Source organism: Fibrella arboris (assembly GCF_041321095.1).
Taxonomy (GTDB): domain Bacteria; phylum Bacteroidota; class Bacteroidia; order Cytophagales; family Spirosomataceae; genus Fibrella; species Fibrella arboris.
This window is the reverse complement of sequence record NZ_JBGGWE010000009.1, coordinates 190,063-202,929: the sequence shown is the minus strand read 5'-3', so window position 1 is coordinate 202,929 and position 12,867 is coordinate 190,063. Positions and strand designations below refer to the sequence as shown.

The 12,867-nt window shown below is 55.1% G+C and carries 10 protein-coding genes; 6 read left to right on the top strand and 4 right to left on the bottom strand.

The genetic code is table 11. The features are described 5' to 3' along the window. Nucleotides 1-312 precede the first annotated feature (312 nt). On the bottom strand, nt 313-2,985 hold the full coding sequence (locus ACAW75_RS16970; protein WP_370729935.1) for an ABC transporter permease: 2,673 nt from the start codon (nt 2,983-2,985) through the stop codon (nt 313-315). Between the two features lie 16 nt (nt 2,986-3,001). Continuing rightward, entirely contained in the window at nt 3,002-3,340 is a 339-nt protein-coding gene (locus ACAW75_RS16965) for a PadR family transcriptional regulator (RefSeq protein WP_370729934.1), read from the bottom strand. A 278-nt stretch (nt 3,341-3,618) separates the two neighbouring features. Here ACAW75_RS16965 and ACAW75_RS16960 point away from each other — a divergent pair, with 278 nt between their 5' ends. The 5 genes from ACAW75_RS16960 (at nt 3,619) to ACAW75_RS16940 (ending at nt 9,735) form a co-directional block, all read left to right on the top strand. After that, nucleotides 3,619-4,149 (top strand): RNA polymerase sigma factor, encoded by a 531-nt coding sequence (locus tag ACAW75_RS16960; protein ID WP_370729998.1) that lies wholly within the window; start codon nt 3,619-3,621, stop codon nt 4,147-4,149. After that, nucleotides 4,133-4,984, top strand: a complete 852-nt coding sequence (locus ACAW75_RS16955; RefSeq protein ID WP_370729933.1) for a HEAT repeat domain-containing protein — start codon at nt 4,133-4,135, stop codon at nt 4,982-4,984. Before ACAW75_RS16960 ends, ACAW75_RS16955 begins: the two co-directional genes overlap by 17 nt. 275 nt (nt 4,985-5,259) lie before the next feature. Next, on the top strand, nt 5,260-6,126 hold the full coding sequence (locus ACAW75_RS16950) for a DUF4097 family beta strand repeat-containing protein (protein ID WP_370729932.1): 867 nt from the start codon (nt 5,260-5,262) through the stop codon (nt 6,124-6,126). A 6-nt stretch (nt 6,127-6,132) separates the two neighbouring features. Then, nucleotides 6,133-6,954 (top strand): DUF4097 family beta strand repeat-containing protein, encoded by an 822-nt coding sequence (locus ACAW75_RS16945; RefSeq protein WP_370729931.1) that lies wholly within the window; start codon nt 6,133-6,135, stop codon nt 6,952-6,954. Nucleotides 6,955-7,362: 408 nt separating this feature from the next. Then, entirely contained in the window at nt 7,363-9,735 is a 2,373-nt protein-coding gene (locus tag ACAW75_RS16940; RefSeq protein WP_370729930.1) for an ABC transporter permease, read from the top strand. A 136-nt stretch (nt 9,736-9,871) separates the two neighbouring features. Here the strand turns inward: ACAW75_RS16940 and ACAW75_RS16935 are convergent, their stop codons facing one another. Together ACAW75_RS16935 and ACAW75_RS16930 are read right to left on the bottom strand one after the other, a co-directional pair. After that, entirely contained in the window at nt 9,872-10,165 is a 294-nt protein-coding gene (locus ACAW75_RS16935; protein ID WP_370729929.1) for a PIN domain-containing protein, read from the bottom strand. Further along, nucleotides 10,158-10,355: a DUF8507 family protein gene (locus ACAW75_RS16930; protein WP_370729928.1), complete on the bottom strand. Its 198-nt coding sequence runs from the start codon at nt 10,353-10,355 to the stop codon at nt 10,158-10,160. The genes ACAW75_RS16935 and ACAW75_RS16930 overlap by 8 nt, the downstream gene beginning before the upstream one ends. Nucleotides 10,356-10,421: 66 nt before the next feature. On the opposite strand from ACAW75_RS16930, the gene ACAW75_RS16925 reads away from it, so the two are divergent. After that, nucleotides 10,422-12,842 carry an ABC transporter permease gene (locus ACAW75_RS16925; RefSeq protein ID WP_370729927.1) on the top strand — a complete coding sequence of 807 codons (2,421 nt, stop codon included), beginning with the start codon at nt 10,422-10,424 and terminating at the stop codon, nt 12,840-12,842. The last annotated feature ends 25 nt before the right edge of the window (nt 12,843-12,867 follow it).

Here is a 12,867-nt window from a genome sequence, read left to right as displayed (position 1 = left end):
TGACCTGCTGAAGAAACCGTAACGATTCAGTGCGTAGCCATACCAAATCGTTACCCCGTTGTCGCTTGCCTGTGGCGAGTGACCACTATCAGTAGGGCCTCTGGCCCGGTGGTTATACGCTATGATTGTTAGCTAAGCATCCGTTTCTCAGCTACGTCCGGGCCAGAGCGGTGCCCCGTTGCGACCCTACTGATAGTGGTCACTCGCCACAGGCAAGCGACAACGGGGAAACGATTTGGTGCGTAGGGCGTTTGTTGGCTGTTTGATGCTGTGTATGGCTACACACCAGCGCGTACATTACACAGAACACATCTACTCGTTTCGTAAGCTCTTGATCGGGTTGGTCAGGGCGGTGGTGATTGACTGGAAGCTGACGGTGAGGAAAGCGACCAGGATGGCGAGCGTTGAAGCCGCCACAAACGTCCAGATGCTGATGTCGACGCGGTAGGGGTAGTTTTGCAGCCACTCGCGCATGGCATACCAGGCCGCCGGGAAGGCCACCACAAACGAGAGCGCTACCAACGTCAGGAAATCGGCCGACAGGAGCTGAATAATGCTCGACACTGATGCACCCAGTACCTTCCGAATCCCGATTTCCTTCGTGCGCCGTTCGGCCGATAGCGTAGCCAGCCCGAACAGGCCGATGCAGGAGATGAAAATGGTCAGCACAGCGCCGAACAGCATGATCTGCTTCCATTTTGCTTCCGATTCATAGCGCTTCAGGTTCTCCTCGTCCATGAACTGATACGCATAAGGCGTGAGCGGAAACAGGCGTTTAAAGACCCGTTCAATGTGGCGCAGGCTGGCTGTTGCGGTGTTGGGTTTGATCTTGATAAGCACCCGACCGTACATATTGCCCGGCTTCATGGTGAATAGCTGCGGCGTGATTGTCTTGTTCAGGTCGTTGAAATGATGGTCTTTCACCACGCCGACCACGGTGTACTTTTCGTCGTTACTATACCAGAAATTAACGACCTGCCCAATCGGGTTTTTCCAGCCCGCTTCCTTCACGAAGGCCTCATTGACCAGGACTGATCGGGTTGAATCGGTAGGGAGATCGACCGAGAAATTACGGCCCTGCACTACCGGAATGTTGAGCATTGGCAGGTACGACGGGTTGACCGTTTCGTAGGTGAAATTGATCTCGGTTCCGCCATTCACCTTCGCAATGGTGCCCCACTGTCCGCCGTTTTTCGGGGCTACATCAACAAGGGTTGGGCTTTTGCGCAATTCGTTTGTCAACAGGTTCGCTTCGGCATGCGTTAGTCTTGGCTTACCAACCGAAATCAGCCCTTTGTCGTCGTAGCCCAGGTCTTTGGTGGTCAGGTAATCGAACTGCGCGTAGCTGATGAGCGTGGCAATGATCAGGAAAGAAGCCAGCGCAAACTGCAACACCACCAGCGATTTCTGGAGATAGTTCTTCCCGGCAAGGTTGAATCGGTTGTAGAGCGTCTGCACAGGGCTATAGGTCGACAGCACCAGCGCCGGGTAAAAGCCAGCCAGAAAGGCCGTTGCCAGAAACAGCGCCACGTACCCAAGCACCAGTTTGGCATCGAACAGATAGGCGAGCGCCAGCTGCTTGTTGGCCAGCTGATTGAAGGTAGGCAACGAAACCAGCACCAGCAGCAGGGCCAGCACAAACGCGCCGAAACACAGCAGAAACGACTCGCCCAGAAACTGGATCACGAGCTGGGTACGTCCCCCGCCAACTACTTTCCGCACGCCGATCTCTTTAGCGCGTTTCAGCGACCGCGCCACGGTCAGGTTCACGAAATTGATGCAGGCAATCAGCAGAATGAACAGCGCAATGCCCGTCAGGATGTACGAAAAGTTCGGATTACTCTTGTCGACAAGCCCATTGGTAGCGGGCAGCTCAGTACTCAGGTGCATGGCTGTGAAGGGTTGCAGGGCGTATTCCGTCCTGGTTTTCACGCCAAACTTATCGGCCATCATCTTGATGGAGGCCTGGGCGTCGGCGAGGTAAATCCGGTTCATCTTGGCTTCTACCGCCTTCAGATTGGCGTTGGGACTAAGCACCACAAACGTGTTCTGGAATATGTTGAACCAGTTCTCCAGATCAGCCATCTCTTCCCGACTCACCACCATCGGAATCAGCATATCGAACTTGATAGACGAGTTCTGCGGGCTGTTCTGCGCCACACCCGTCACGGTATACGGCTCGAACACCTCTTTGTCGTCGATCGTGTTTTTAACCAAAATCGTTTTGCCCAGCGCCTCGGTCGTGCCGAACTGTTTCTCGGCCATATCCGCCGAAAGCACCACCGAATGGGGTTGCTGCAGCGCGGTTTTGGGGTTGCCGCTCAACAGCGGGAACGAGAACACCGAAAAGAAACTGGTATCAGCCGCGTGCATAGGCTGGCTAACCACCTCCGTGCCGCGCTTGATATCGTGGCGATCTTCCCGGTAGCGGACAAACGATTGGATCTCGGGAACGCCGGCGCTGAACTTCGGCCCCTGTAAATTGCCCGTGTTCCCTTCCACACCTTCCTGCTTTCCAGCTGGCGTTAGCTGCCGACTGGTGATGCGGTAGAGGTGGGGCGTATTGGCGTGGAATCGGTCGTAGCTGACCTCATCTTTGGTGTATAGCATGATCAGCATGGCTACGGCGAGGCCAATGCTCAGGCCAACCACATTGATGACCGAATAGGCTTTGTTGTGCGCCAGCGTTCGGAGGGCGATGGTGAGGTAGTTGCGGAACATACTGATTGACAGGAGTGAAAGAGCCGGGTACTCATCGGGGCGACGTACCGGTGGTTTACGTTTGAGAAAAAACGGTGTGATGTAATGAAAGACGGCCAGCGTGAACTCGCGGCGGGCTCTGGCGGGCCCGGCCTGCGCCAGTCGTTTATAATACACTTCGTATAAATCGCCCTGCACGTCTTCGAGCAGGTGCGGCGCACAGCACCACTCGAGCAGGCGGTCGGGCAGGCGGGGCGGACGGGGTTGGTTCGTTGCGTTTGCCATTGGATAGGTGGCCGGGTCAGCCGACAATGAGTTGAAACTTGTCGTGCGGAATAGCCTGCCAGAGTCGGCTACGTACCTCCTGAATGTCCTGTAAGGCCCGAACGCTCAGGGGCGTCAATGCAAAAAAGCGTTTCCGGCGACCACCCCGTTCGGCGGTGGCCCCACCCAGCACCGATGATAGGTAGCCTTTCTCCTCCAACCGATACAGCGTAGTATGCACGGCGCTCATGGTGATCGACCGGCCCGTTTGCTGCTGCACCTCTTCCCAGATCGTGACCCCATAGGCGTCGGTAGGGCAGGCGGCCACTACCAGCAGTACAATCTCTTCAAACTCTCCTAAAAAGGCCCTTCGCATCGGATGTTCAGTCAGGAATGATTAGTTATAATTTTGCTAAACAAATGGAATGCCAACAGGCTAAACGGCCGTTCCTGCGTTACTGAGGCTCTTTTTGTCGAACGTACCTGTACGATTTCGGACAATCGCCGTCCAGAAATGGGCGGGGGGGCACCATACGCCTCCCCGCAAAAAAAATTCACTTTCTCCTGTAACCTTACCGAACTTCGACGGTTTCCACGTCAAATTCCTCCACCTCACTCGGCAAACGCTTGAACTCGCTGACGGACAATGCACTGATGCTCAAGGTTAAATCGGGCGATCTGAACAGGATGGGCCTGCTCTTCGAGCGGTACCATCGTGAACTCTTCGGTTTCCTGTACCACATGAGCAGCAACGCCGACGCCAGCGAAGACATGGTGCAGACGGTGTTTTACCGGATGCTGAAATACCGCCACACGTTTACCGGCGAGGGGGAGTTCCGAACCTGGATGTACCACCTGGCCCGCAACGTACTGATCGATTCGGCGAAGCAGAACAAACGGTCGGCGCAGCAGTATGATGTGCAGGCCTATGCCGAGCGACTCGGCGGTGGACCGCTGGCCGACGAGTCGCTGCACAAGGAACAGGAACTGGCCCTGTTGCAGGAAGCCCTGGGGCGGCTGAGTGCCGACCACCGGGAGGTACTGGTGATGAGCCGGTATCAGGAATTGACATACGATAAAATTGCCCGGATTCTGGATACGACAGAAGGGGCCATCAAGGTCCGCGTGCACCGGGCGATGAATGAGTTAAAGAAGATCTATCTGAACAGTGAATACGAACGATAAACCCATCTCCTGCGACGTGCTGATCAGCCACCTGCCCGGCTGGCTGACCGACGACCTGTCGACAGCCGAACGGGCGGCCATTGAGGGGCATTTGGCCAAATGCCCCGCCTGTCAGCAGGAACTGGCAACCAGTCGGCAACTCTGGCAACAGATGGGCACCGTGCCTACGCCCCAACCCGGCCCCCAGGTACGTCCCCGGTTCTACGCTATGCTCGACGAATTTGAGGCTGAAGAAAAAGAGCGCAGTTCAACTACGTTGTTGGGTCAATCGGGCGCATTGCGGTGGATCAGGGAGCGTTTTGCTCCGACACTGCTCATGCGCCTTGCCTACAGTGCGCTTTTGCTGGGTGTGGGGGTATTGGTGGGCTATTGGGCGCAACGCCAGCGAACGCCGGCAGTCGCCTATCAGCAGCGGGTCGACACGCTGACGGCGCAGGTGCAGGAAATGCGCCAGATGATGATGCTTTCACTGCTCGAAAACCCGTCGGCCACGGAGCGGCTGCGGGCGGTGAGCTACACGAAAGACATTGAGGATGCCGACTCGAAGGTGATCGATGCACTGTTGATGACGCTGAACAACGACCCAAACGTGAATGTACGGTTGGTGACGCTCGAAGCCCTGGCCGACAAGGCGCAGGACGCCCGGGTACGCGAAGGGCTGGTGCAGGCGCTGACCCGGCAGGAGTCGCCGCTGGTGCAGGTAGCCCTGGCCGATGTGATGGTGAAGCTCCAGGAAAAGCGCTCACTAAAGCCGCTCCGACAATTATTGAAGCAACCGGGCACCAATGAACTGGTGAAAACCAAGCTGGAAAAAACGATCCGGCAACTGTCGTGAAGTGGGGGGCTTGGGGCGAGGGGTAACTCCGGTATGTTGTCGCTTGCCTGTGGCGAGTGACCCTTATCAGTAGGGCCTCTGGCCCGGTCATTGGCCTAAACCAGGCTTTCTTATCTGGCAATTCGTAAGTGCACGACCGGGCCGGAGGCCCTACTGATAAGGGTCACTCGCCACAGGCAAGCGACAACGTACCTGAGCACCCCCTTGCCCCAAGCCCTAAGCCCCCGCCCCTTGCCCCAAGTAATACATTCTTTCACTCTTTTCCCCTTTCACTTATGATCAACTTATTCTTCCCCATGCTGATGGGGCTCGTGATTTCCTGTGCCCAATCGGTGGCGCAGTCGACCGAAGACAGGGAGCATATCCGCAAGGAATTTTCTCTGCCGAACAGCGCCAACGCCAGCGTACTGGTCATTTATAACATCAACGGCTTCATCAAAGTCGAAGGAACGTCGGGCAGCAACGTGGCTTTCGACATAGACAAACAGATCACGGCGAAAACGGCTGATGCGCTGGAAACAGGTAAGAAGGAGTTCAAACTTCAGTTCGAGCAAAAAGGCGATACCGTGTTTGCTTACATCATCGAACCGTTCGATTCGCGGCCAAACCGGGGAAACTGGAAGGGCCGGGATGACCGGAAGATCGAGTATGACTTTACGCTCGATTTCACGGTGACAATCCCGAAGGAGATGAACATCGTGGTCTCGACCATCAACCGGGGCGACGTCACGGTGACCGATGTGGCGGGTTCGCTGAAGGTCAATAACATCAACGGTGCCATTAAGATGACCAACGCCCGGGGCAAGACCGAAGCGCGGACGATCAACGGAAACGTGGACGCCAACTACCCGGCTACCCCGCCCGATCAATCGTCGTACTACACGCTGAACGGGAACATCAACGTAACGTACCCAGCGAATCTGTCGGCGGATCTGCGCTTTAAAACGTTCCAGGGCGAGTTCTACACCGATTACCCCGAGGCAACCATGCTGCCCGTTGAGGTGACGAAAAATAAGGAGCAGAAAGGCGATAAGACCGTCTACAAGCTCGACAAATCTACAGCCATTCGGATCGGTAACGGAGGCAAAATCCTGCGTTTCGAGACGTTTAACGGAAATGTATACATCAAAAAACAATCGTGAATCCAAATGACTAAGCCATTCATACTCAATGCCCTGTTGCTGGGCCTAACGGCAACGCCCTTGCTCGCCCAGAATGACGTGAAGGAGCAACTCGTTGTTCCGCTTACAGACCCCGGTAAAACCGGCTCGCTGAGCGTCGATCTGATTAACGGCTTCATCCACGTGGTCGGCTATTCGGGGAAAGACATCGTTATCGACGCCTCGTCGTCGGGCCGGAATCGAAACCAGAACAACGACCAGACTACCGGAGGAATGCGCCGTATCTCGGGCGGTAGTTCTTTCGACATAACCGCCGAGGAAAAGAACAATGCCGTGAAGGTGCATTCGGGAAGCCACCAGAAAGCGGTGAACCTGACCATCAAGGTGCCGCAACGGTTTTCGTTGAAACTGCACACGATCAACAACGGCGACATCACGGTGGAAAACGTGACGGGCGAGCTGGAAATCAACAACATCAACGGCGCTATCGAGCTGACGAACATCAACGGATCGGCGGTGGCGCAGACGGTGAATGGCGATCTGAAAGCCACGTTCCGGGATGTCGACAACAAAACGCCGATGGCCTTTTCGACGCTGAACGGTAAGGTAGACGTGACCTTCCCCGCTTCGGTGAAGGCCAACGTGAAGCTCAAGTCAGACATGGGCGACGTATACAGCGACTTCGACATCGATATTGACAAAAGCCAGCCCAGAGCCTCCCGCTCAAGCCAGTCGGGTATGTACCGCGTCACGGTCGACGACTGGGTGTATGGCAAGATCAACAGCGGCGGCCCCGAGGTGATGATGAAGACCATGCAGGGCAGCATCTATGTCCGCAAGGCGAAGTGATGTGGTTGCTCGTTGTCGCTTGCCTGTGGCGAGTGACGATTATCAATAGGGCCTCCGGCCCGGTCATGCACGTACGAATTGCCAGATAAGAAAGCCTGGTTTAGGCCAATAATCGGGCCAGAGGCCCTGTCGATAATCGTCACTCGCCACAGGCAAGCGACAACGAGTTGTATGGCTTTCGCGCTGTAGTGTATGGCTCCCCTACGCAACGCCCAACCGAATTCCTGCATCCTTGTAATGAATTGCCTGCTCAATCGTCTTGGCAAAAAAAGGGTTCAACACAGAGGCACAGAGGAAACACAGAGAACACAGAGTTGCTATTCTGAAAATCATCTATTTATCTCCGTGTTCTCTGTGTGTCCGCTGTGGCTCTGTGTTGAAACCCCCTCTTCCCTAACTCCTTACGTTATGTTCCGCAACTATATCAAGATTGCCTGGCGTAACATTGCCAAAAGCAAGACGTTCTCGTTCATCAATGTGCTGGGGCTGGCCCTGGGCATGACCTGTAGCCTGCTGATCCTGCTGTGGGTGAACGACGAACGGAGTATCAACAAGTTCCACGTCAACGGGCCGCGCCTCTACCAGGTGTTTGAGAATCAGAAGTGGACGGGCAACGAAGTCAGCACCACGACGGCCACGCCGGGGCCGCTGGCTCCTGCCCTGAAAGCCGAGATCCCGGAGATCGACAAAACCGTGAAGATCACCTGGGAAGAAGAGCACCTGCTGACGGTGGGCTCAACAGCGTACAAAGAAAAAGGCCGCTATGCCAGTCCCGATCTGTTCCAGCTATTCACCTTTCCGCTTAGCGCCGGCAACCCGAAAACGGCCATTACCGGGGCGACGTCCATCGTTATTTCAGAAAAGGCCGCGTTGAAATTCTTCGGCACCACCAGCGTGCTGGGGCGCGTGATCAAGCTCGACAATAAGGAGAATCGGCAGATCACGGGCGTCATGCGCGACATCCCCGAAACGTCGACCCTTAAGTTTGATTTTGTGTTGCCGCTGGGACCGTACGAAACGAAAAACGAATGGCTGAACAAGTGGGACAACAACGGTATCCGCACGTTTGCCCTGCTGCATTCAACCGCCAATCTGGACCGGGTGAACGCCAAGATCCTGAACATGGTGCAGCAACACAAGAAGGAGGTGACCACGATCACCACCTTCCTGTTCCCGTTTGAAGACACGTACCTGTACTCGAAATTCACCAACGGCCAGCGCGATGGTGGACGCATCGAGTACGTGCGACTGTTTACGATCGTCGCCATTTTTATCCTGGTCATCGCCTGCATCAACTTCATGAACCTGGCCACGGCCCGGTCGGCCAAACGCGCTAAAGAAGTAGGTATTCGGAAAGTAGTGGGTGCCGAGCGCATGTACCTGATCGGGCAATTTGTGGGCGAAGCGGCACTCACGGCGGGCATGGCGCTGGTGTTTGCCGTAGTGCTTGTGCAACTGTTGCTGCCCGCTTTTAACCGGCTGACCGAGAAGCAGATCACGATCCACTACGCTGACCCGCTCTACTGGCTGACGTTGCTGGGGCTGGCGCTGGTTACGGGTATTGTCTCGGGCAGTTACCCGGCCTTGTTCCTGTCGTCGTTGCAACCGGTGCATATTCTGAAAGGTACCGGTCCGTCGTCACGGTTGCGGTTCAACGCCGGGGCCGTGCTCTTCCGGCAGGGGCTGGTGGTTTTCCAGTTTGCGCTGTCGCTGCTGCTCATCATCGGTACATTGATTGCCGGTCGGCAGGTCGATTTTATCCGCACCAAAAACCTGGGCCTCGACCGCGAGAATGTGGTCTATATGCCGCTGGAAGGGGATTTGCCGAAGCAGTATGAGTCGTTCAAACAGGCGTTGCTACAGTCGCCCGGTATCCAGGACGTGAGCGCGTCGGGCTCCGATCCGATGGACATTGGGAACTCGACCATCGCTGTGGAATGGACGGGCAAAGACCCGGCCGATAAAACGCTGTTTACACAAATGCCGGTCAGTTACGATTTTGTGAACACTATGAAGATAAAGCTGCTCGACGGGCGCGACTTCTCGAAAAGCATCGTCACCGACAGCACCAATTATCTGATAAACGAAGAAGCAGCCCGGCGGATGGGCATGAAAAGCCCGGTTGGCCAGTACCTGAAATTCTGGGCCAAGCCCGGCAAGATCATTGGCCTCATCAAAAACTTTCACCTCAACTCGCTGCGCGTGGCCATTGAGCCGCTCATCCTCCGGCTCGACACGACCTACAACAATACGCTGCTGGTACGTACCCGGCCCGGCCAAACCGATAAGGCGCTGGCCAGTATGCGGCAACTAACGAAGAAGTACAATCCTGCCTACCCGTTCGATTACCAGTTTGCCGATGATAGTTTCGAGAAGCAGTACAAGAGCGAAACCCTGATTGGCAAGCTGGCCAATTATTTCGCCATTCTGGCCATCTTCATCGCCTGCCTCGGCCTGTTCGGACTGGCCATGTTCACCGCAGAGCAGCGAACGAAAGAGATCGGGGTGCGGAAAGTGCTGGGCGCGAGTGTGCCGAACATTGTGGCGTTGCTCAGTAAAGATTTCCTGCGGTTGGTACTGATCGCTATTCTGCTGGCCTCGCCCGTGGCCTGGTACGCCATGAGCCAGTGGCTACTCGACTTCAAGTACCGCATCGAGATTGACTGGCGGGTGTTCGCCCTGGCAGGTACGTTAGCCATCGCCATCGCGCTCCTGACCGTCAGCTTTCAAAGCATCAAAGCCGCCCTGATGGATCCCGTGAAGAGCTTACGAAGTGAGTAATGATTTGTATTGCTGTTCAAAGTCCTCGTAGGTGAGAACCGAGATAGGTGGAAACTCATTGGTAACCAATTTTCGTAGGTGACGGTCGTTGCTGATAATATGGTCAGACTGACTGGCAAAATAGCAGTCAACGAACTTATTGCGGTCCGACGCTTCGGGCGTCTTTGTCATTTTCTACGAGCTGCCAACGGAAAGAGGGGTTGATCAGCGTGACGTTAGGAAGCAAAAGCAGGTAATCGAGTGATGCTTCTGTGCGTTCAAGACCGTAGCGAAAAACAACTTGTTCATGATATTCGGTCAGGATTTCGTTTGATAAAGCCAGGTCAAATTTACCTTGAATCAGGCACTCGTATACCCAGTGATACTTGTATTGTGGAGCCAGTGAAACCATAAATACGTTGGTGTCCAGAATCAACCGTAGCTTATTCATTTAGCCAGCGATCGAGGTCTGCCTCCGTAATGGCCTGCTCATCAATAGCTTGATGAACCTTGCCAACAAGCTTATCAGAGAAGAAAGTGGCTAATAGCTTACGCACTGCTAATAGGTCTTCATCGCTGGGTTGAAATGAGTAAACCTTAAGCAGTTCAAGTTGGAGCGAACTCAATTTGGGGGTTTGCATACTTGTCGAACGTTTATCAAAAAAAACCAAAATGTGAGTTCGAATGAACGCTAAACCCTTTCCACAATGCTCCAGAACTATGTAAAAATCGCGTGGCGGAACCTGCTGCGCCACAAGGCGTTTTCGGCCATTAACCTCGTTGGGCTGGCTATTGGTATGGCGGCTTGTCTGCTCATTCTGCAATACGTCGCGTTTGAGTTGAGCTTCGACAATTTCCACGAGAAAGGCGACCGTATTTACCGCGTTCGGCAGGATCGGTATGATGCCGGGAAGCTGAGCACCGAATGGGTATCGGGGGCGTATGCGGTGGGCAATTCGTTCAAAGACGCCTTCAACGAAATCGAGGCCTATGTTAAAGTCGTAGGCAGTGGCTCGGTGGTGGCCGAAGTGCAGGGCGGTGAGCAATTAAAGATCGAGAAAGTGTATTTCGCCAGTCAGGCGTTCTTTACCGTGTTTTCGTATCCGTTGATTGCCGGTGATGCACGCACCGCCCTGACGGAGCCGAACACCGTGGTGCTGTCTGAAACTGTGGCCAACAAGCTGTTTGGGCAGACCAATCCGCTGGGAAAAACCGTACAGGTAAATGGCAAACAGGCGGTGAAAGTAACCGGTATCTACAAAGATTTTCCGGTCAATTCACACATAAAACCTGATCTGCTGCGCTCATACGCCACCTTTGTGAAAGACATGGGGCCCGACAATAACCCCGAGCAGGCCTGGATGTGGGACGGCTGCCTGACGTACCTGCTATTGCGCCCTGGCACCGATCCGCAGACGCTGGCCACTAAATTCCCGAGGGTCGTCGACAAGCTGGTTGGGGCCGAGCTGAAGAAATACAACTCGGCGGCTATCTACACCCTGCAACCCTTGCGCGACATTCATCTGTATTCGCACTACATCGGCGAGACCGAACCGAATGGCGATGGCAAAACGGCCTATCTGCTACTGGGGATCGCTTTTTTTATCGTCATCATCGCCTGGGTGAACTACGTGAACATTGCCACGGCGCGGGCTATTAACCGGGCTAAAGAGGTGGGTGTTCGTAAGGCCGTCGGGTCGCAGCGAAGCCAGTTGGTGAAGCAGTTTATGGTCGAATCGCTGCTGCTCAATGGGCTGGCCGTGGTGCTTGCCTTAGTGTTGGTGCTGGTCACTATTCCCGCGTTCAATAGCCTGTCGGGGCAGCATCTGACGTTTTCCCTGCTGGCCAGTGCCCGCTTCTGGCTGGCGTTGCTGGGTCTGTTTGTGGTGGGTACGTTCCTTTCGGGGGTGTACCCCGCTTTCGTGCTGTCGGGTTTCCGCCCGGTGGTGGTGCTCAAAGGGCGGATGGTCAATACGCGGCAGGGAATTCTATTGCGGAAAGGGCTGGTCGTGTTCCAGTTTGGGGCGTCGCTTTTTCTGCTGGTGGGCACTATGGCCGTTTTCCGGCAAATCCAGTTCATGCGGGAGCAGAAACTGGGGCTCAACATCGACCAGACGCTGGTGATTCGCCCGCCTATTGTTCGCAATGATTCGACCTATATGAGCCAGATGAAATCGTTTAAAGAAGAGCTGTTGCGGCAGTCGGCTATTCGGAGCATTACGGCCTCTACGTCGATTCCCGGCGAGCCCGTGGGCTGGAACGCGGGCGGTATTCGCCTGAAAGGGCAGGACGAAAGCAAGGCCAAACAATACCGTGTCATCGGCGTCGATTATGATTACATGAATGCGTATGGCCTGAAACTGATTGCTGGCCGCAACTTCGCCAAGAGTTTTGGCACCGATCCGGCGGCGGTTATTTTCAACAAGATGGCCATTGCTCAACTGGGTTTTCCCAATCCGGCCGAGGCCATCGGCAAAGAGATCGAGTTTTGGGGCAAGACCTACACCGTCGTGGGCGTGGTCGATAATTTTCACCAGCAATCATTGCGTGAAGCCTTCGAGCCACTTATTCTCCGCCTGATTCCCGACGTGCAGGGCTTTTTCTCCGTGAAAATGGCGCCGGGCGAATCGGCCAAAACGCTGGGTACGTTGCAGGCCGCCTGGAATCAGTTTTTCCCCGGCAACCCGTTCGAGTATTTCTTCCTCGATGCACATTTCGCCGATCAGTACCGCGCCGATCAGCGGTTTGGCCAGGTGTTTGGCTTCTTCACGGGGCTGGCCATTCTGGTGGCGTGTCTGGGTTTGTTCGGCTTGGCGTCGTTTACCACCGTACAGCGCACCAAAGAGATTGGCATCCGCAAAGCGCTGGGCGCGTCGGTAAGGGAGATCCTGCAACTGCTCTATCAGGAGTTCGCCGTACTGGTCGCTCTCTCTTTCGTAATCGCTGCTCCACTCGCCTGGTTCGCCATTGTCACCTGGCGAACGAGCTACGCCTTCCGGGCCAATTTGAACGGCTGGCTATTTGTTTTGCCATTTGTAGCCGTGCTGGTCATTGCCCTGCTAACGGTCAGTTTCCAAACCATCAAAGCCGCGTTGATGAATCCCGTCAAATCACTTCGGGCGGAATAAGCGAGCTGAAGCATCAACCGGGCTC